Origin of the sequence: Cognatundibacterium aquatile (assembly GCF_014699135.1) — a bacterium.
GTDB lineage: Bacteria > Pseudomonadota > Gammaproteobacteria > Burkholderiales > Burkholderiaceae_D > Undibacterium > Undibacterium aquatile.
Map to the genome: position 1 here is coordinate 217,025 of NZ_JACOFT010000006.1, position 21,328 is coordinate 238,352.

Sequence of the window (21,328 nt, forward strand, 5' to 3'; positions counted from 1 at the left end):
GCAACCCCACTTAGCACCACAACTTAGCACCGTCATTTCAGCAAAATTTTTGCGACCAATTTACGAATGGCGAGGCAAAACAACGTAGTTCCAGTTAGCGAACTTGATATAAACGATAGCAACAAGTTGAAATAAGAAGAACATTATTAAGTAGATAATATTATCAAGTTGCATGTATAATCTGACATTTTTTTATCAGCCGTTACGGTCTGTTATCTGTAGTTATCTTGAAGCAAATGAACCATCTGTAATCGAGTATTAATGACATCTCCAAGCCAGCCTCTCTCCCACCCCAAATTTCGCCCCGACATTGATGGATTACGCGCAATTGCTGTTATAGCCGTCGTCGCTTTTCACGCATTTCCAGAATGGGTAAAAGGTGGCTTTATAGGTGTAGATATCTTTTTTGTGATCTCAGGCTATCTCATCACGACGATCATTCTTGAGAACCTGGAAAAAGGTACTTTTAGTTTTAAGGAGTTTTATGCCAGACGTATTAAACGCATCTTCCCTGCCCTGATATGCGTTTTAGTGGCTTGCTTTGTTTTTGGCTGGCTTGCGCTTCTGGGCGATGAGTTAATTCAGCTAAGCAAACATATCGCTGCTGGCGCAGGTTTTATGTCAAATCTGCTGTTATTGCGTGAAGCTGGTTATTTTGATAATTCAGCAGATACCAAACCATTGCTACACTTATGGAGTCTGGACATAGAGGAGCAGTTTTATATCTTTTGGCCACTACTGCTTTGGTTTTCCTGGAAGCGAAAACTCAATATTTTTATCATCATCGTTCTCTTTGCCAGTATTTCTTTTTTCTTCAATATTAAGGGAATTGAGCAGTATCCCACGACAACCTTCTACTCGCCGCATACACGCTTTTGGGAACTGTTATCCGGAAGTTTACTGGCTTGGCTTTCTGTGTACAAAAACGAAAATTTCTCCAAGTTTACACAGAGACTTGACAAGTTTTTTAACTTTATTTTCTATAGCAGCAAGCGTCAGAGTGACGGCAAAACCTTATACAATATATTTTCTTTCGCAGGCTTCATGTTTTTGGCGTACGGTTTTACGCATATCAACAGCGACATGCCATTTCCGGGGAATTGGGAATTAATTCCTGTAGCAGGTGCAATGCTGATCATTTTTGCGAGAGCTCAGGCATGGAGTAACCGTATTCTCTTGTCAAACAAAGTGGCGATCTGGTTTGGCTTGATCTGCCTCCCTCTTTACCTGTGGCACTGGCCAATCCTGTCTTTTATAAAAATCGTAAGAAGTGGCCCACCAAGTCTTGACGCGAGAATTATCGCTATCCCACTCTCCGTCCTGCTCACATGGTTGACAGTAAAAGTAATTGAAAAACCCTTCAGGTTTGGGATGTATAAAAATAAGGTCACGCTCGCAATCCTTTGCGGCCTCATTATCGCAACAGGAGTTTCTGCCTTATTTGTTAGTAAAGCCGCTCTCGCGCAATCGCATGGATATGACAAATCAACCATCAAAAGAAGAGATTTTGAGCATGCTTTCGGTGCCTCCGAAACATGGTTCAGAGGAAAAGGCGACTGGTTATTTTTAGGTAACGCTCACGGTAAGTTGGTTGAGAAGCTTCAACTTGCCGTTGTTCCCACCGGCAGCGATATTGCAGCCATAAAAGAGAGTTTTTCAAGTATTGCCACGGTGAGCGCCCAATACAATATAAAAACTGTTTTACTTGTTGGGCCAGATAAATCCAGTATTTATCCGGAATATTTGCCCGATGAACTAGTTCCATCCAAAAAGAGATATATAAGCTTCTTTTTGGACGAACTAAAAACCATTCCCAATTTAACGATTTATGATCCGACAAATGACTTACTAAACGCGAAAAAATCTGCAGGACTTGTTTATTGGATGACGGAGTCTCACTGGAATAACAAAGGCGCATTTTTGGCGTATTCCGGTTTCTCAAAATTGTTTAACTTACCTACGCCTGGTGTCAATTTTCAATATAAATCAACTTACGCTGGAGACCTGATCGGTCTTTCTAATTTAAAAAATTTTCCACTGCACAAAGAAGATAATTGGGAAGTGATCTGGAAAAATAAGCCACAGTTGAATAAATATAAAATTCCAAATGAACATGAATCAGCATTCGGCACAGCCGAGATTATTTATAACCAGAAACCACTGTCAGACAAATATATTTGGGTTGTTGGTGATTCATTCGCAGGCTCTTTAAAGCAATACTTTAACGCGACTTTCAAGGAAATTTATTATGTTGGCCACTGGTCAGAAAAGCTTAAAGATTTGCCTGCCAACCTCGCCAAGGCTGACAGGAAGCCAGATATGATCGTTATTGTAAAAGTTGAGCGTTCATTCTGAATCAACTTACCAGATCAAAATATTTTGCTAAAACAAACGACTCACAAGATGAATTTCTATAGATACAGTGGTGAACGTATCTCTTTACATAAAGGCAAACCGTCCAGCCTGTCCATCACTCACACAACCCCAAAACTGGCAATTGAGAAAAAACACTTCGACTCGTCGAAGCAGCAACCCCAAATTATTTTTTTTTGGAGGGGGAGAGTCTGAATAGTGCGACGGCAAATCCAACCACCTGCCTGAAAAATGCATAGCCTATAAACCTGGATTTATTAAACAAAAAACCGCAGACTAAGCTGCGGTTTTTTATTGCCCGGATAAATCCTGTCGGGATTACGCTTCGCGGGAAGCTTTTTTACGCTCGTGTTCTTTCAGGAAACGCTTGCGCAAACGGATGCTCTTCGGTGTTACTTCCACCAGTTCGTCATCTTCAATAAACTCAACCGCATATTCCAGAGACATTTGAATTGGTGGCACCAAGCGCACCGCCTCATCCGTACCGGAGGAACGAACGTTGGTCAGCTGTTTACCTTTGATCGGGTTAACCACGAGGTCATTGTCACGGGAATGGATACCGATGATCATGCCTTCGTACACTGGATCGTTATGGCTGACGAACATACGGCCGCGATCTTGCAGTTTCCAGATCGCATAAGCAACAGCAGCGCCGTCATCTTGAGAAATCAACACGCCATTGCGACGGCCAGCCAATTCGCCTTTGGTGTTATCCACTGGTGCGTAGTCATCAAACACGTGACTCATCAAACCTGTACCACGTGTCAACGTCATGAATTCGCCCTGGAAGCCGATCAGACCACGTGCTGGAATACGGTATTCCAAACGCACGCGACCTTTACCGTCCGGTTCCATGTTTTGCAGATCGCCACGACGACGACCCAATTCTTCCATCACGCCACCCTGGTTCGTTTCTTCAACGTCAACGGTCAGATTTTCGTATGGCTCATGACGTACGCCATCGACCATTTTGAATACGACACGTGGACGGGATACAGCCAGCTCGAAACCTTCACGACGCATGTTTTCGATCAGAATTGTCAGATGCAACTCACCACGACCAGAAACTTCGTATGTGGAATCATCACCTTCAGCCTGCACAACGCGCAACGCCATGTTCGATTTCAATTCCTTTTCCAGACGATCGCGGATCTGACGGGTAGTCACGAATTTACCTTCGCGGCCAGCCAGCGGCGAGCTGTTAACCATGAAGTTCATCGTCAAAGTAGGCTCATCGATCTTCAGCATAGGCAAGCCTTCTGGCGCATCTGGCGCGCAAATAGTCGAGCCAATACCAATTTCTTCGATACCATTGATCAGCACGATATCGCCAGCCAGTGCTTCATCCACTTGTACGCGATCCAGACCTTTGAAAGTCAGTACCTGATTGATACGTGCCTTCGTTGGCTTATCGTCAGGACCGTTCATCCAAACAACATCTTGCAAGGCTTTAACTTTACCGCGCAGGATACGGCCAACGCCGATCTTACCAACGTAAGAAGAGTATTCCAGCGAGGTGATCTGCAATTGCAGCGGACCATTCGGATCATCTTCACGCGCAGGAACGTGTTTCAGGATCGCATCAAACAATGGCTCCATGTTACCGTCACGCACGGTGTCTTCCAGACCTGCATAACCTTTGAAACCGGATGCATAAACAATCGGGAAATCCAGTTGTTCATCCGTTGCGCCGAGCTTGTCGAACAATTCGAAAGTCGCGTTAACTGCTTTTTGCGGATCAGCATTTTCACGGTCGATCTTGTTCACAACGACGATAGGCTTCAGACCCAGCGCGAGTGCTTTACGTGTCACAAAACGTGTTTGTGGCATTGGGCCTTCTTGCGCATCCACCAGCAACAAAACGCTGTCAACCATAGACAATACACGTTCCACTTCACCACCAAAGTCAGCATGGCCCGGGGTATCAACGATGTTGATGTGCGTGCCTTTGTATTCCACTGCGCAGTTTTTGGACAGAATCGTGATACCACGTTCTTTTTCGATATCATTCGAATCCATCACGCGGGAATCGACCTGTTGGTTTTCGCGGAAAGTACCGGATTGACGCAATAATTGGTCAACCAGTGTGGTTTTGCCGTGATCGACGTGAGCGATAATGGCGATGTTACGAATAGCGCGTTTTGTAGTGGACATGGTAACGTTCATTTGGGGTAAATCGGATAACCGACGATTATAACATGCTGCAACGCAAAAGCATAAAACGCCTATTATTTCAAGGAGTTGCTACAAAGCGATGACAACGGAAATGATGATAGGCACTTCAGGCATCCATCACGCCTGCCGCACAACATCATCAGATCATTCCTTTGTGCGGATAAATATTATTCCTGCGTATTAATCAGGCGCTCCGGTGCAAGAATACCGAATTCCTGTAGCTGAGCAGAACCCAGTAATTGCCCGTCAGTATCGCGATACACACGGACTCTGCCGGTCACCGGTGGCAGGCTGACAGTTTCTTTACCCAACGCCAGCCTTTGTCCATGCAGAAAACGTCGGGCTAATTCCTCATTCAAATGCACAGGAGGAAAACTCGACAGCAAGGCATCAACAGGGTCAAGTAAAGCCAAACGCTGTTCTTCAGGCAGAGACTCCAGATAGTCCAGCGTAATCGATTTCTCCAATACCAGATGGCCGACCTGAATACGGCGCAATTCTTTCAGATGCGCACCGCATCCGAGCGCAGCGCCGATATCCTCACCCAGTACGCGGACATACGTCCCTTTGCTGCACTTCACTTTGAGGCTGAGCAACGGAGCATCATAGCCAAGAAATTCCAACTCATGAATCACCACATTGCGCGCTTCGCGTTCCAGTGTGACGCCCGCCCGCGCATACTCATACAAAGGCTTGCCATCACGCTTCAGTGCCGAATACATAGGAGGAACCTGCGCAATCGGGCCTGTGAATTGTGTCAACACCTGCCGTATCTGCTCTTCAGTGACATCAACGCTTTTCGTCTCAAGCACATCGCCTTCAGTATCGCCGGTCGTGGTAGTAATGCCAAGATGCACAACTGTCGTATACGTTTTATCCGCTTCCAGCAAATCCTGCGAAAATTTGGTCGCTTCACCAAAACACAAAGGCAGTAAGCCGGTTGCAAATGGATCCAGCGTGCCCGTGTGACCGGCTTTCATCGCATTCAGAAAGCGCTTTGCTTTTATCAATGCGTCATTACTGGAAAAGCCAACCGGTTTATCCAATAGCAAGACGCCGTGCACAGGAACACGGGGACGTTTTTTAATCTGAGTTGTCATAAGCCTGGAAAACCGGAGCGAACTCCGGTCAGAGATCAGTTTTCGCCGTCGTCTTTAGCGCGAGTGGCATTCGCTTCATCAATCAGCTTAGACATGGCCATGCCACGTATTGTTGATGTGTCGTGGATGAAGTGCAATTGCGGCAGAGTGTGGATATGCAAACGCAAACCCAATTGGGCTCGCAGGAAACCAGCGGCACGTGTCAGCGCGTCATTGGTTGCTTTGATTGCGACAGCATCATCCGCCAAGGTCGTGAAGAAAATTTTTGCGTGTGCATAATCGGGCGTGAGCTGCACTTCCGTCAGCGTGATCATGCCGACGCGCGGGTCTTTTAACTCAGACCAGATAATTTCAGCCAGATCTTTCTGAATCTGATCTGCAACGCGCAAACCACGTCCCGGTATATTTTTACTATGTTTTGCCATAAATTATTTTTTTGCCTCTATAAACTACAACCCCGGCCTGGGCCGGGGTTGGCTTGAATTACAGAGTACGTGCAATTTCCTGTACTTCAAATATTTCTAGGTTATCGCCAACCTGAATGTCGTTATAGCCTTTCAGCGACAAACCACACTCCATACCAGCGCGAACTTCTTTAGCGTCATCTTTGTAACGCTTCAGGGAATCCAGCTCACCAGTCCAGGTCACCACATTATTACGCAACAGACGAACTGACGATGTACGCTTGACCACGCCATCAGTGACCAGACAGCCTGCGATAGCGCCGACTTTGCTGACCAGGAATACCTGTTTAACTTCAACCATACCGATGATCTGCTCACGTTTTTCCGGAGCCAACATGCCAGACAAGGCCGCTTTGACTTCATCGACTGCATCGTAAATGATGTTGTAGTAGCGAATATCCACACCATTCGACTCGGCCAGCTTACGTGCAGACGCATCAGCGCGGGTGTTAAAGCCAATAATAACGGCCTTAGAGGCAACCGCCAGATTGACGTCATTTTCAGAGATACCACCAACTGCCGCGTGTACAACCTGTACACGCACTTCGCTGGTAGACAATTTCTGCAAAGACTGAACCAGAGCTTCCTGCGAACCTTGTACGTCGGTTTTGACGATGATAGGCAGATTTTTAACTTCACCCTCGCCCATGTTTTCAAACATGTTTTCGAGTTTAGCGGCCTGCTGCTTAGCCAGTTTAACATCACGGAATTTACCTTGACGGAACAAAGCAATTTCACGTGCTTTGCGCTCATCAACCATCACCATCACTTCTTCACCAGCCGCTGGCACTTCTGTCAGACCCTGAATCTCTACAGGAATCGATGGACCAGCCTCGGTAATGTTGACGCCATTCTCATCCAGCATCGCACGAACGCGGCCGTAAGAAGAACCAGCCAGGACGACATCACCACGTTTCAGAGTACCAGACTGCACCAGAATAGTTGCAACCGTACCACGACCTTTATCCAGACGTGCTTCAACAACCAAACCTTTGGCTGGCGCATCTTTCGGCGCTTTCAACTCCAGCACTTCCGCTTGCAGCAAAACGTTTTCCAGCAGTGAGTCTATGCCCAGACCGGTTTTTGCAGACACCTGGACGAACGGTGAATCTCCACCGTATTCCTCTGGAACGACGCTTTCAGCGATCAGTTCTTGAGTCACGCGATCTGCATTGCCACCCGGTTTATCAATTTTATTGATGGCAACCACGAGTGGCACGCCAGCCGCTTTTGCATGTGCAATCGCTTCTTTTGTTTGCGGCATCACACCATCATCGGCCGCCACCACCAGAATCACGATATCGGTCGCTTGTGCACCACGTGCACGCATCGCAGTAAATGCTTCATGTCCCGGCGTGTCGAGGAAAGTGATCATGCCACGCGGTGTTTCAACGTGGTAGGCACCAATGTGCTGTGTAATACCACCAGCTTCGCCAGATGCCACTTTGGCGCGACGAATATAATCCAGCAACGATGTTTTACCGTGATCAACGTGCCCCATCACCGTCACTACCGGCGCGCGCGGGAAGGACTCGTACTCAGCGTGTTCAGCAACATCCGTCAGCAGTGCTTCCGGATCATCGAGTTTTGCAGCGAATGCTTTATGCCCCATTTCCTCAACCAGAATCATTGCTGTTTCCTGATCGAGCACCTGATTAATCGTGCACATCTGACCTAATTTCATCAAATGTTTGATGACTTCAGATGCCTTCACGGACATCTTGTGCGCTAACTCCGCCACTGTCAGTGTTTCAGGTACAAACACATCTTTCACAATCGCTTCGACAGGTACCTGGAAGTTCGATTCACGCTCTTCATGATGACTGTTGCGGCGTCCTTTAGGACCGCCTTTCCAGCCGTCGCGACCACCGGAAGTATCACCGCGAGTTTTCAGGCCACCGCTACGTTTTTTAGAATCTTCCTGCCAGGTTGAAGATACATTCGCGGATTTAATCGCTTTCTTATCACCAACAGCCGGTTTTTTCTCGTCTTTCTTGTCTGCACTTGCCGCAACTGGCTTTTTATCGCCGGCTTTTTTATCGGCAGGCTTATGCAAAGTACCTTCAGCCTTAGGGGCAACTGCAGGCGCAGGTGGTGCAGCCTTCACAGGCCGACGCGCTGCATTCATCATTTCTTTGATCTGCGCAACTTCGTCAGCCACTGCTTTTCTTGCTTTTTCTGTTGCTGCTGCACGATCAGCCGCCTCTTTTGCTTCTAAGGCAGTTTTTTTCTTTGCTTCTTCTGCGTCCAAACGTTTTTTCTCTTCATCTGACTGGGAAGGCTTCACTTCCACAGTTTTTGCTGCTGCAGCTGCTGCCGCCGCTTGCTCTGCCTTCAATTGATCTGCTGCCGCTTTTGCCGCTTCAGCTTCAGCCGCTTCACGCATTGCTTTTGCCTGCGCTTCTTTTTCGGCTTCCAGCTTAGCAAGTCGCTCCTGCTTTTCACGCAGCTCAGCTTCTTGTCGTGCAATCAACTCAGCCTCGCGGCGCGCATCTTCCTCGCTGACCGCTGGCTCTTCAGGCTCTGCTGCTACAGTCCGCGCCGCCGCGTCATCCGCGACCACTTCATCGCGTTTGACGAACGTACGCTTCTTACGAACTTCAACCTGAATGGTGCGAGATTTGCCTGTAGCATCCGCCTGCTTAATCTCCGTTGTCTCTTTACGAGTCACAGTGATTTTTTTCTTTTCAATGTCAACCGAAGATCCATGCGAACGACGCAAATGTTCCAGCAATCGGTCTTTATCTTCCTTTGTCAATGAATCTGACGTCGAATTTTTTTCGACACCTGCCCCACGCAATTGCGTGAGCAACAAATCCGCTGACATTTTCAGCTCGGTGGCAAATTGGGCAACGTTGTTACTCGCCATTCAGTCCTCTTTTTCTATGTGCGCGTTATGAATATGAAACCCGTGAATTACTTTGCTTCTACGAGTTTCCAGGCATTGGCTAACAAAACCTTGGCCTGATCATCATATTTAGCGTCGATGAGTTTCATCTCATCATCGGTCACATCTTCAAATGCTTCTTTAATTAAATGGCGTGAACGGTCGGCAGACAATGCCAAAATCGCGCCAAATTCGTCGTATGCCAAACCAGCAAAAGCTGCCAGTGTCTTGATGCCAGCCAGTCCCAACTTGCCAGCGGTCACACGTGTCATACCTTCGAGGTTGATCAGTTCATCATCCATGCCTTCCAGGCCTTCTTCAGAAGCGATCGCTTCCGTCAAAAGCGCATCACGTGCACGGTTACGCAATTCAGTAACCGTATCTTCGTCAAATGCCTCAATTTCCAGCATTTCAGTGATAGGCACATAAGCGATCTCTTCCAGACTGGAGAATCCTTCTTCCACCAGAATTTCAGCAACTTCCTGATCAACATCCAGTTTTTCCATGAACAAAGCACGGATACCGGCAGTTTCCTGCTCTGCTTTGTTGGCAGATTCTTCTGCTGTCATGATATTAATTTGCCAGCCAGTCAATTCAGCTGCGAGACGTACATTCTGACCGCTACGGCCTATGGCAATCGCAAGATTTTCTTCGTCAACCACCACATCCATACCATGCTTATCTTCGTCCACCATGATGGACGACACATTCGCCGGTGCCAATGCGCCAATGACAAATTGAGCTGGATCTTCGGACCACAACACGATATCAACGCGCTCGCCGCCGAGCTCACCAGTCACAGCCTGAACGCGGGAACCACGCATACCAACGCAGGTACCAATAGGATCAATACGTTTATCGGCAGTATAAACAGCGATTTTCGCGCGAACACCTGGGTCGCGAGCTGCAGACTTGATTACCAGAGAACCCTGTTCAATTTCGGGCACTTCCAGCTCAAACAATTTCATGATGAATTCGGGTGCTGTACGGGATAAGATCACCTGTGGTCCGCGAGCATTGCGATCAATACGCAAAATATATGCACGGACACGATCACCAACACGCAGATTTTCCTTAGGAATCATCTGATCGCGTGGCAGGCGAGCCTCAATTTTACCAGACTCAACCACCGCGTCACCACGCTCCATACGTTTAATCGTACCGGTAACAAGAGAATCGCCGCGCTCAAGGAAGTCCGCCAGAATTTGTTCACGCTCAGCATCACGAATGCGCTGCAATACCACTTGCTTGGTATCTTGTGCAAAACGGCGCCCGAAATCAACAGACTCGATTTCTTCTTCGATATAGTCACCAATCTGAATTTCGGCGTCATCTTCGACCGCTTCGAAATGCAGAATTTCCTGATCTGGCAGCTGCAAGCCAGCCTCATCAGGAACCACATGCCAGCGGCGGAATGAGCGAAACTCACCAGTGTCGCGATCAATTTCAACGCGAATATCTACTTCACCTGGAAAACGCTTTTTTGTCGCTTGCGCCAAAGCATGCTCGAGCGCGCCGAAAACAACTTCTTCATCGACATTTTTTTCGCGTGCCAGCACATCAACCAATAACAACAAATCACGACTCATGCTTTGCGACTCCTAAAATCCACTTGTGGCACCAGGTGTGCCTTATCCACATCGGCGAGCGAAAACTCCAGCAGAGCCGACCCATCTTTTACTTCAAATTCCAGCTTCAGATTATCACCTTCAGGCTCATGTAATATGCCTTCGAAAGTTTTACGGTTTGGCGTACCGGGCAAAGGCATGCGTAATTTTACTGTCGCTTTTTCACCCGCAAAACGCACATAATCCGCAAGTTTCTTCAGCGGCCTGTCTAGGCCCGGCGAAGACACTTCCAGACGATTGTAATTAACATTTTCAACCGTCAACACATGCGACAATTGATGACTGACTTTCTCACAATCTTCGACTGTGATATTGCCCTTCTCAATGTCGTCCGGTAAAAAATCGATGTACACTCTGAACAAGCCACGTTCAGCCTGTTCAAAATCCACCAGATCATATCCAGTGCCGTTGACAGTCTTCTCTATTAAATCCAACAAAACCAAACTATTCTCCGAAAGTCACAAACCTGTACACATACGAAAACTCAGGCATATCAAACGATAAGACCAAAAAAAAATGGGCAACTGCCCATCTTTTTTCGTAGCACCCGAGTCAAACAACATATCAGGCATAATCTACTAACTGCCAGATTATAAACGATTATTTACCCCATCGCAATGGAAAACAGGGCAAAACCACGACAATTCATACCACAAAATCAAGCACCACGTGAACGTCTGCGCGCCGCAATCCCTTGTCCTATCGCCTGCCCACTTCCTCTGGCTGTCGGCCCGCGTCGTTGCTGACCAGCATCAGGGAATCCCAGCGCTGTTTGCAGTGGATCAGGTTGTCTGCTGCGTTTATTACCAGTACCTCCGGCACCATTTCCGTAGTTGCCAGCACCACCAGACTTATTGCCATTTGCGTTGCCGCCACGACCTGCACTATATTCACCGCGCCCGCCAGACATAGGGAAAGACGGTTGCTTTTGCGTAAAAGGAGTCACACCAAACGGCACTTTACTGCCATAGGTTTTGCCACTTTTTGCCGCAGGCTTATCAGAAGCCGTTTTTTCGAGCCCACTTAATTTCAGCAGACTACGCACCGCATCCTCCCCCAACTCCTCCCAGCGACCACGCTTCAGATTAGCAGGCAATGTCATCGCACCATAACGAGTACGAATCAGACGTGAAACAGTCAGACCAACCGCCTCAAACATGCGGCGCACCTCACGATTACGCCCCTCACCAATAATCACCCGATACCATTTATTCACACCCTCACCGCCGCCATCGGTAATTTTGGAGAACTGCGCCAAGCCATCTTCCAGCTCAACACCTGCCAGCAAACGCTGACGCATACCCTCTTCCAACTCACCCAGGGTACGCACGGCGTATTCGCGCTCGATGCCATAACGAGGATGCATCAGACGGTTCGCCAGATCACCAGAGGTTGTAAATAACAACAACCCTTCCGTGTTGTAATCCAGTCGACCGACCGCCAACCACTTACCAACCTTCATCGTCGGCAGACTTTCAAATACCGAATTGCGCCCTTCTGGGTCGTTCGTACTGACAATTTCACCAGCAGGCTTATGGTAAATCAGGACGCGCGGCGGCTTTTTACTCACTTTGCGCATAATCGGCTTACCATTGATACGCACCTGATCTGTTGGCAAAATTCGCTGACCGATATGCGCGGGCTCGCCATTAACTGAAACACGCCCAGCAACAATCAAATCCTCCATATCGCGACGCGAACCAAGACCCGCCTCCGCCAACACCTTGTGCAACTTCGGCGCATCATCATCAGCAGTCAAGTCGCGACGCACAGGCTTAGCGTTGCGCCCCCGGCCCTTCGTTTTATCATCCTCAGTGACATCCGCGTCAAACGCTTCAGAAGTGACGAATGAAAATACATCATCTGGAGTCGCAGCATCACGACGACCAGCTTTCGCCTGCTGTGGACGACGCCCATTACCGCGCACACCTGCACCAGCTTCACGCGGAGGACGTTCAGCGCGCGAAGACGACTGCCCACTATCAGGACGATCGGCGCGCGGCTTGCGCTGACGATTCTGGTTTGGCGTACGAGCCGGACGTTCACCAGCATCAGGCGTAGCAGCGCCAAACTCAGCACCTCCAGACCCAGTTGCATCGACCGGCGCAGCAAGATCAGACTTGGCACGCGTTCTGCGCATATTACGAGGACCGCGCACGCCGCGCTTCACTTGCTTCCCATTATCAGCATCGCTTTGCGTCTGATCGGCTTTCACATCTTCAGGATTCATTTGATTCATTCTTTAATTCTATTTGAGGCTGCTGAAGCTGATCAGCACCCGGCTCCATATCTGGCACCGACTCTTCGGCAGCCTGATCACTTAATTTTCCAACAGCAGAAAGCTCAACATCAACGACGTCGCCATCAACTTCCCGCTCAGACGCAATCTCATCAGAAGAGGATTGCATCAAACTTAAACTCTCTTGCGCACCCGCGCTCAACTGATCCGCAAGACCACTCAATACAGGCTCAGCCACGGATAACTCAACAGAGTCCTCTGACGCATCCTTGGTAATTTGCTGCAAAGGTGGCAACTGATCCAGCGAGGCCAGACCAAGATCACTTAGAAACTGCTTGGTCGTTGCGAACAATGCTGGTCGACCCGGAACGTCGCGATGACCAATCACCTCAATCCAACAACGATCTTCCAGTGCCTTGATCATTTGCGAAGCAACAGTCACGCCGCGAATTTCCTCGATATCACCCCTCGTCACAGGTTGGCGATAAGCGATAATGGCCAGGGTTTCCATCGTTGCTCTTGAGTATTTGGGCGGCTTCTCAGGATTCAGCCGATCAATATAGGCGCGCATTTCAGGACGACTCTGAAAACGCCAGCCATTCGACAGACCGACCAGCTCTATACCTTTATCCGACCAATCGAGACGCAAATCTTCCAGCATCGACTTGATGGTATCAGCACCAACCACATCACCTTGATCGTCAGTTTCCTGAAACAGCTTCTTCATAGAATTCACCGTCAGCGGCTCAAGCGCGCATAACAAGGCTGTTTCGAGGACTCGCTTTGCCTCAGCAGTATTCATGCAAATATAATTACACGGGTTTAATAGATGTCATACAGCAGGACGAAGCATGAACAAACCAGCTTCAACCCACACCTTTATGCATTTAATTTTGTCGCAACCCATTCAGGTGTCGACGCCCATCAAGCGGGCCAGATCAGGGTGTATTTTCAGGACGCAATCTGCACGCCCAACCCATCAAATTAGTAGATGCTAGATTGTAGTCCAGATTCAGGAAGACAATCAAAAATAAATCATCGTTCAAAGTAAAAAAAGCCACGTAATAACGCGGCTTTTTTTGTAATTCTGGTTGCGGGGGCAGGATTTGAACCTACGACCTTCGGGTTATGAGCCCGACGAGCTGCCAGACTGCTCCACCCCGCGTCTGAAGAGATAGACTATACACGTTTTTGCTGCTTTGCGCAAATCTTTCGCCATGCGATTTCAATTACCGGCCAAAGCACGCCAAACGCACAATGAATTGATACACTGCTGAAATTGCTTAATTTTTTCGCCATTCACCATGAAATTCTGTTCCGACTGCGCGGCCCCCGTCGAGCTGAAGATACCCGCTGACGATACCCGTGAACGTTTCGTCTGCACGTCTTGCGGCGCCATTCACTATCAAAACCCCAAGATGGTCGTTGGCTCAATTCCGGTATGGGAAGAGAACGGTGAATTAAAAATCCTGCTGTGCAAACGGGCGATTGCGCCGCGCTATGGCTACTGGACCTTACCGGCCGGATTCATGGAAAACAATGAAACCACCGCGCAGGCCGCACAAAGAGAAACTGAGGAAGAGGCCGGGGCCAATATTGAGTTGCATGACTTATTTTCTATTCTGAATGTGCCACACGTGCATCAGGTGCACCTGTTTTATCGTGCCACTTTACTCGATCTGAATTATGCGGCTGGGGTTGAAAGTCTAGCCGTGCAACTGTTTTCTGAAAAAGAAATTCCCTGGGATGACATTGCCTTTCCCACCATCAGTTACACCCTGAAATTTTTCTTTGAAAACTATCGCCGCGCGCAGAAGGGCGAATGTTATCGACTCTATGCTCATGACATCTTTAAACCTATGCAGCAAGAAGGCTGAGCAATAAACCGGGATAAAAATGAAACGAAACAAAAAAGGGTGGAAATTCCACCCTTTTTTATTAACCGCACATTATTAATCTTGTTGATGTCCAGCCAATTTCGCAACGAATTTCGCCCGAAATCACCAACTGGATTCGCGCTCTGCCGTTGATGAAATTTTATGTATCGACAAATCGGCACCTTCAAATTCCTGCTCAGGATCCAGACGTATGCCCATAGTTTTTTTCAGCAAACCATAAATCGCATAACCGCCGGAAAACGCAATCACAATGCCGAGCACGGTACCAAAGACTTGCGATAATAAACTGACGCCGCCCAGCCCACCCAGCATCTTCTGACCAAAAATCCCGGCAGCAATTCCGCCCCATGCGCCGCACAAGCCATGCAAAGGCCAGACACCGAGCACATCATCCACCTTCCATTTATTTTGCGTCCAGGTAAACATCCAGACAAAAATAGCACCAGCCACACCGCCAGTGATCAACGCCCCCAAAGGATGCATCAGATCAGAGCCTGCGCAAACCGCGACCAGCCCAGCCAGCGGGCCGTTATACACAAAGCCGGGATCATTCTTCCCCATCAGCAAAGCGACCAGCGTACCGCCCACCATCGCCATCAGAGAGTTAATCGCCACCAGGCCATTCATCTTATCCAGTGTCTGCGCGCTCATGACGTTGAAGCCGAACCAGCCCACCGTTAATATCCACGCGCCCAGCGCCAGAAACGGAATGCTGGAAGGCGGGTGCGCAGCAATCGCGCCATTTTTCATATACCGGCCGCGCCGCGCGCCCAGCAACAACACAGCAGGCAACGCGACCCATCCGCCAAAAGCGTGCACCACCACAGAACCGGCAAAATCGTGAAACTCATCAGAAAACGCTGCTTTCAGCCAGTCCTGAATGCCGAAGCGATGATTCCAGGCGATGCCTTCAAACAGAGGATATAAAACACCAACCAGTACCGCCGTCGCAATCAATTGCGGATAAAACTTGGCGCGCTCAGCGATACCACCGGAAATAATCGCCGGTATCGCCGCCGCAAAGGTCAGTAAAAAGAAAAACTTCACCAGCTCAAAACCGTTTTTTGCGACCAGCACTTCGGCGCCGGAATAAAACTGGATACCATAAGCGATGCTGTAACCGACAAAGAAATAAGCAATCGTCGATACCGCAAAATCGACAATAATCTTCACCAGCGCATTGACCTGGTTTTTTTTACGCACGGTACCTAACTCCAGAAACGCAAATCCCGCATGCATTGCTAGAATCATGATTGCACCAAGCAAAATAAACAAAGCATTGGCGCCATCTATTTGTACGTTCATGCTGATACCTCCCCTTAAGTGTGCACTTCTTAATTAGTTTTACACAGATAAAGCAATAAATATTCCAATTTGGTGCAAACACCTTAAGTTATTGAATTTTATGGATAATATCAATTTAACACGCACCATGCACAGGCATTTTGCACTCACAAAAAGCGCTGTTTTAGTGCAACGCCAGAAAGGATCACAATGATTCCCTGGTTAGAAGCGGAATCGCCCTTTCCAGATGCGGCAACGGCACTCACTGATCGCGATGGTGCTGCGGGTCTGCTCGCGGCAGGTGCCGATCTGTCGCCGCAACGCCTTTTGATGGCATACAAACAAGGTATTTTCCCGTGGTTTTCTGAAGGCCAGCCCATATTATGGTGGTCCACCGACCCGCGCATGGTGCTGCAAACGTCTGACTTCAGGATTTCAGACAGTCTGAAAAAGAGCTTAAAAAAAATCCGTACCGATACCCGCTGGGAAATTCGCTTTGACTCAGCCTTTGAACAAGTCATGCGCGCCTGTGCGGCACCGCGTAAAGATGGCAACGGCACCTGGATTTCCGAAGACATCGTGGCGGGCTACTGCGGCCTGCATCAGCTAGGCTATGCACATTCATCCGAAGTCTGGCTCGATGGTGAATTAGTCGGCGGTGCTTACGGCGTTTGCATCGGCCGCATGTTTTATGGCGAATCCATGTTTGCGCGGGTATCGAATGCCTCTAAAATTGCGCTGAGTCATCTGGTATTTTTCTTACGTGAACACGGGGTGAAAATGATAGACTGCCAGCAAGAGACAGCGCACCTGGCTTCACTGGGCGCGAAACCTATCGCCCGCGCCGACTTTATCCAATGGATAGCACAGGCGACCACACAACCGATGATCGAGGAATGGCAACCGCTGAGGGCGCTATATCAATGACAGCAAAGTAAATCACCGTGACGCAACTCAACGAACTTCCTTTTGCCAGCATACAGTTTTATGCAACCGCGCCCTACCCTTGCAGCTATCTGGAAGGACTGGAGGCGCGTTCGCAAGTAGCAACACCGGCGCATCTGATCAATGCAGACACGTATTCAGAACTGGTCAGAAAAGGTTTCCGGCGTAGTGGTATTTTTATTTACCGGCCGTATTGCGATACCTGCAATGCCTGTACCCCGGTCAGAGTGCGGGTCGATGAGTTCAACGAAAACCGCAGTCAGCGTCGGGCATGGAAAAAACACGCCAACCTGGTGCCGCGCGTCACGACACTCGCGTATTCGCATGAGCACTATGAACTGTATCAGCGCTACCAGAATCAGCGTCATGCTGGCGGTGGCATGGATACGGACAGCCGTGAACAGTACGCGCAGTTCCTGTTGCAAAGTCGGGTCAATACACGACTGGTTGAATTCCGCGATGAACACCATGTGCTGAAAATGGTCAGCATCATCGATGTACTGAGCGACGGCTTGTCTTCTGTCTACACGTTTTTTGAACCGGATGAAACAGCCGCCTCGTATGGCACCTACAACGTCTTATGGCAAATTCGGCAGAGCAAAGAATTAAAACTGCCCTATGTTTACCTTGGCTACTGGATTGCCGCCAGCGCCAAGATGGCTTACAAAACCAATTTCAGGCCGCTTGACGCGCTGATGCATGGACAATGGCAAACGCTGGCGGCGTAATCAGTCTGAGAATCATCTGAAAACACATCAAAATGCGGAAAAACAGCTCAAATATACTCCCCCCAGTATTTTTTAAAGCCCACTATTTACGCTGACAATTCGGCTTTTTTCTTATATACCCCCCATTTTTTATAAATATCATGGCAAATAACTTACTTTACTCGCTGGCACGTCCGCTACTGTTCGCAATGGAACCGGAAGCCGCCCACCACTTTGCCTTGCCTGCACTACGCGGACTCTGCCATCTCGGTCTTGGCGGTCTGATCAGCAAACCAGCCGCCGATGTGCGTACTGTCATGGGGGTGCATTTCCCAAATCCTGTCGGGCTGGCGGCGGGGTTGGACAAAGACGGCGCCTACATCGACGGCCTCGCCGCGCTCGGTTTTGGCTCGATAGAAATCGGCACCGTCACGCCGCGTGCGCAGCCGGGTAATCCACAGCCACGCATGTTCCGCCTGCCAAAAGCAGAAGCGATCATCAACCGTATGGGATTCAACAACGGCGGCGTTGATGCATTCGTCAACAATGTGCAGTCATCGCGCTTTTATCAGGAAAAGCAAGGTGTGCTCGGCCTGAACATCGGCAAAAACGCCGACACGCCGATAGAACGTGCCGCCGAAGATTATCTGCACTGCCTGCAAAAAGTGTATCCGTACGCGAGTTATGTGACGGTGAATATTTCTTCACCGAACACCAAAAACCTGCGCCAGTTACAAGGTGCGGGCGAGTTAGACAGTCTGTTGTCGCAACTCAAGGATGCCCAGCAACGCCTGGCCGATCAACACAAACGCTATGTGCCGGTGGCGCTGAAAATTGCACCGGATATCGATGCCGAGCAAATCAAAACCATCGCCGATGCGCTGTTGCGTCACAAGATGGATGGCGTCATCGCCACCAATACCACGATCACCCGCGATGCGGTGCAAGGTCTGCCACATGCAGAAGAAGCTGGCGGTTTATCTGGCAAACCCGTGTTTGAATTATCGAATCGCGTGATCCGCGCACTGAAAGCAGAACTCGGCGAAGAATTGCCCATCATCGGCGTCGGCGGCATTTTTTCCGGCGAGGACGCAGTGACGAAAATACAGGCAGGCGCTTCACTCGTACAACTGTATTCCGGCCTGATTTATCAAGGCCCGGCGCTGATCAGGGAATGCGCCGCAGCGTTGCACAACGTACGCTCGTATTAATTTAAAAATGCTGGAACAATGTTTGATGAATGATCGTTGAGAGAAAAAATGCAAACAACACACCTCGGCAACAGTGATTTAAAAGTATCCAAAATCTGCCTCGGCACCATGACATTCGGTGAACAAAACACCGAAGCCGAGGCGCACAACCAGCTCGATTACGCTCTGGCACGCGGCATCAATTTTATCGACACGGCAGAAATGTATCCGGTCATGCCGAGCGCCGAAACGCAAGGAAAAACCGAACAATACATCGGCAGCTGGCTCAAAAAATCCGGCAAACGCCGCGACATTATTCTTGCCACCAAAGTCGCGGGGCCTGCCCGTGGCATGCCATGGATACGTAACGGCCACAATGATCTGAATGCAGCCAATATCCGCGCCGCCGTTGATGCCAGCCTCAAACGACTGCAAACCGATTACATCGATTTATATCAATTGCACTGGCCGAGTCGCAACGCGCCTATCTTCGGACAAAAACAATTTGATCCGGCGCTGGAACGCCCGCATACCGCGATTGCAGAGACGCTGAGCGTATTGGATGAACTGGTCAAAGCAGGAAAAATCCGCGCCATCGGCGTCTCAAATGAAACCTCCTGGGGCGTCAGCGAATTTATCCATCAGGCAGAAAAACAAAACGCCCCACGCATCGCTTCGATACAGAATGCTTATCACCTGATGAACCGCGCTTTTGAACAAGGGCTGGATGAAACCTGCTTCCGCGAAAATGTCGGCCTGCTTGCCTACAGCCCGCTGGCATTCGGTCAACTGACTGGCAAATATGCCGATGACCTGAATGCGCATGGTCGGCTAACCTTGTTCCCGCCCAGCTGGAGCCCGCGTTACACCCGTCCGTTGGTATTAGAAACGGCAAAACGCTACGCCGATCTGGCACGCGCGAATGGCCTGACGCCAACCCAACTCGCGCTCGCCTGGTGTTACTCACGCTGGTTCGTCGCCAGCACCATCATCGGTGCGACCAGCCTGAAACAACTCAAAGAAAATATTGATGCTTACGAAGTCGAACTCAGCGACGAGCTGATTGCCGCGATAGAAAAAATCCACGCAGAAAGCCATAATCCAGCGCAGTGATACTACGCACATCAATCCAAACGCTCTTGCGGGCAGACGTACTGGCACCGATACGCCTGCCCGCTCCGTTCCATCAATAAAATCGATCAAGCTTTTTTTTGAGGTAGGATGTTTCAAAAGTTATATTAAAAACCGTCGACAAATGCTGTCTGTCTCTGTGGTTTGATAGATGCCTGCGTGTTTTTTTGTCAGACCAAACCAGATCCTTAGCCACTGAGGAGCGCCATCAGATGCATCAGAAAACTGATACCAATGCAAAATGGACGCACCGGCTTCTGGCGATTTTTTTTATTTCCTTGCTCGCTGTTTCCGCAATCCGCACAGCAAAGGCCGAGACGCTGGTTCTGGCCGCGGCAGATAGCCGGCCAACGGCCTACATGGAAAATGGCAAACCTGCAGGACTATTGGTCGATATCGTTACCGAGGCGTTCCGCCGTGCTGGCTATCCAATCAGAATAGAATTAAAACCGTGGGCGCGTTGCCTTTCAGAAGCGCGCGATGGCACCGTTGATGGCGTTTTTTCTTCGTTCAAATCCCCCGAACGTGAAGCATTTCTAAGTTTCACCGCCATACCCGTCATGACCCAGGTTGAAGCGCTGTTCGTTCGCACAAATTCCACGATCCAGTTTGACGGCGACTTATCAAAATTAGCACCGGTAAAAATCGGTGTCATTCAGAGCACCAGTTACGGCGAAAAAATTGATGGCATGATCAATACAGGTGCGTGGAGTAACGTCAGCAAAACGATCAGCATAGATTCCTTAGTCAAGATGCTGGCAGCAGAACGCTTTGACCTGGCGCCGAGTTATCGGGATGTCTTTCTGAGCGCCGCAAAAAAAGCGGGCGTAGCGGACAAAGTCAGAGAACTGAGTCCCAGTGTTGAATCTGTCCCTAGCTATCTGGCATTCAATAAGAAAAAGGATTATTCCAGGATCATCGTCGCCTTCAACAAAGCCATGGAAGAAATGAAAAAGGATAAAACTCTGGATGCGATGAATGATCAATATATGAAATAGCCCGTACATTTTGCACTTGTTTTATTGATACTACTGATATAACCTGACTTAGCTGCATTTCAAATGAAAATTCCCACCATGGAAAAATCAATGCCAATCGAACTTCGCAAATGGTTTCAACTAACAATCGGTATTCTTAGTCTGTCGATGTCTGGAATATGCTGGTTCGTGATACGTTCGTATATTCCCCCTTCGGCTGGCGGCGCGCAAATGGCTTTAAGTATTTTATTGATGGGCGCGAGCTCAGGTTTTTTTCTCATCTTGGGTAAATTGATGCCTCTGTTGATCGTTAAATTTTCCCGGGAATTG

At 48.9% G+C, this 21,328-nt stretch carries 16 protein-coding genes and 1 tRNA gene; 7 read left to right on the forward strand and 10 right to left on the reverse strand.

Annotated elements, in window-relative coordinates; all coding sequences use genetic code 11:
- Positions 1-261: 261 nt before the first annotated feature.
- A complete protein-coding gene (locus H8K26_RS15940) occupies positions 262-2,355 on the forward strand; it encodes an acyltransferase family protein (protein WP_190480820.1) in 2,094 nt (697 codons plus the stop codon).
- 336 nt (positions 2,356-2,691) lie between these two features.
- Here H8K26_RS15940 and typA read toward each other — a convergent pair whose 3' ends face one another.
- The 9 genes from typA to H8K26_RS15985 all read right to left on the reverse strand — a co-directional run bounded on the left by typA (position 2,692) and on the right by H8K26_RS15985 (position 14,031).
- Complete coding sequence (gene typA, locus H8K26_RS15945; RefSeq protein WP_186885707.1) at positions 2,692-4,527, reverse strand: translational GTPase TypA; 1,836 nt, start codon at positions 4,525-4,527, stop codon at positions 2,692-2,694.
- Between the two features lie 188 nt (positions 4,528-4,715).
- Complete coding sequence (truB, locus tag H8K26_RS15950) at positions 4,716-5,648, reverse strand: tRNA pseudouridine(55) synthase TruB (RefSeq protein WP_190480821.1); 933 nt, start codon at positions 5,646-5,648, stop codon at positions 4,716-4,718.
- A 35-nt stretch (positions 5,649-5,683) separates the two neighbouring features.
- Complete coding sequence (rbfA, locus tag H8K26_RS15955) at positions 5,684-6,073, reverse strand: 30S ribosome-binding factor RbfA (RefSeq protein WP_186885705.1); 390 nt, start codon at positions 6,071-6,073, stop codon at positions 5,684-5,686.
- Between the two features lie 58 nt (positions 6,074-6,131).
- Positions 6,132-8,981 (reverse strand): translation initiation factor IF-2, encoded by a 2,850-nt coding sequence (gene infB / locus H8K26_RS15960; protein WP_190480822.1) that lies wholly within the window; start codon positions 8,979-8,981, stop codon positions 6,132-6,134.
- 47 nt (positions 8,982-9,028) lie between these two features.
- Positions 9,029-10,588, reverse strand: a complete 1,560-nt coding sequence (gene nusA, locus H8K26_RS15965; RefSeq protein ID WP_190480823.1) for a transcription termination factor NusA — start codon at positions 10,586-10,588, stop codon at positions 9,029-9,031.
- Positions 10,585-11,070 carry a ribosome maturation factor RimP gene (gene rimP / locus H8K26_RS15970; RefSeq protein WP_186885702.1) on the reverse strand — a complete coding sequence of 162 codons (486 nt, stop codon included), beginning with the start codon at positions 11,068-11,070 and terminating at the stop codon, positions 10,585-10,587. Before rimP ends, nusA begins: the two co-directional genes overlap by 4 nt.
- Positions 11,071-11,285: 215 nt before the next feature.
- Positions 11,286-12,866: a pseudouridine synthase gene (locus tag H8K26_RS15975; protein WP_190480824.1), complete on the reverse strand. Its 1,581-nt coding sequence runs from the start codon at positions 12,864-12,866 to the stop codon at positions 11,286-11,288.
- Positions 12,847-13,668, reverse strand: coding sequence for an SMC-Scp complex subunit ScpB (scpB, locus tag H8K26_RS15980; RefSeq protein WP_190480825.1), 822 nt, complete (start codon positions 13,666-13,668; stop codon positions 12,847-12,849). The genes H8K26_RS15975 and scpB overlap by 20 nt, the downstream gene beginning before the upstream one ends.
- Before the next feature lie 286 nt (positions 13,669-13,954).
- Positions 13,955-14,031 (reverse strand) — tRNA-Met (locus H8K26_RS15985).
- Positions 14,032-14,170: 139 nt separating this feature from the next.
- On the opposite strand from H8K26_RS15985, the gene H8K26_RS15990 reads away from it, so the two are divergent.
- Positions 14,171-14,743, forward strand: a complete 573-nt coding sequence (locus H8K26_RS15990; protein WP_190480826.1) for an NUDIX hydrolase — start codon at positions 14,171-14,173, stop codon at positions 14,741-14,743.
- Between the two features lie 123 nt (positions 14,744-14,866).
- Here H8K26_RS15990 and H8K26_RS15995 read toward each other — a convergent pair whose 3' ends face one another.
- The gene (locus tag H8K26_RS15995) at positions 14,867-16,069 is read right to left on the reverse strand and encodes an ammonium transporter (RefSeq protein ID WP_190480827.1); all 1,203 of its coding nucleotides are present in this window, start codon (positions 16,067-16,069) and stop codon (positions 14,867-14,869) included.
- Positions 16,070-16,258: 189 nt separating this feature from the next.
- On the opposite strand from H8K26_RS15995, the gene aat reads away from it, so the two are divergent.
- The 5 genes from aat to H8K26_RS16020 all read left to right on the forward strand — a co-directional run bounded on the left by aat (position 16,259) and on the right by H8K26_RS16020 (position 21,019).
- Positions 16,259-16,975, forward strand: coding sequence for a leucyl/phenylalanyl-tRNA--protein transferase (gene aat, locus H8K26_RS16000; protein WP_190480828.1), 717 nt, complete (start codon positions 16,259-16,261; stop codon positions 16,973-16,975).
- A gap of 17 nt (positions 16,976-16,992) precedes the next feature.
- The gene (locus H8K26_RS16005; RefSeq protein ID WP_190480829.1) at positions 16,993-17,721 is read left to right on the forward strand and encodes an arginyltransferase; all 729 of its coding nucleotides are present in this window, start codon (positions 16,993-16,995) and stop codon (positions 17,719-17,721) included.
- Between the two features lie 140 nt (positions 17,722-17,861).
- Entirely contained in the window at positions 17,862-18,911 is a 1,050-nt protein-coding gene (locus tag H8K26_RS16010; RefSeq protein WP_190480830.1) for a quinone-dependent dihydroorotate dehydrogenase, read from the forward strand.
- 48 nt (positions 18,912-18,959) lie between these two features.
- Complete coding sequence (locus tag H8K26_RS16015) at positions 18,960-20,003, forward strand: aldo/keto reductase (RefSeq protein WP_190480831.1); 1,044 nt, start codon at positions 18,960-18,962, stop codon at positions 20,001-20,003.
- 230 nt (positions 20,004-20,233) lie between these two features.
- Entirely contained in the window at positions 20,234-21,019 is a 786-nt protein-coding gene (locus H8K26_RS16020; RefSeq protein ID WP_190480832.1) for a substrate-binding periplasmic protein, read from the forward strand.
- The last annotated feature ends 309 nt before the right edge of the window (positions 21,020-21,328 follow it).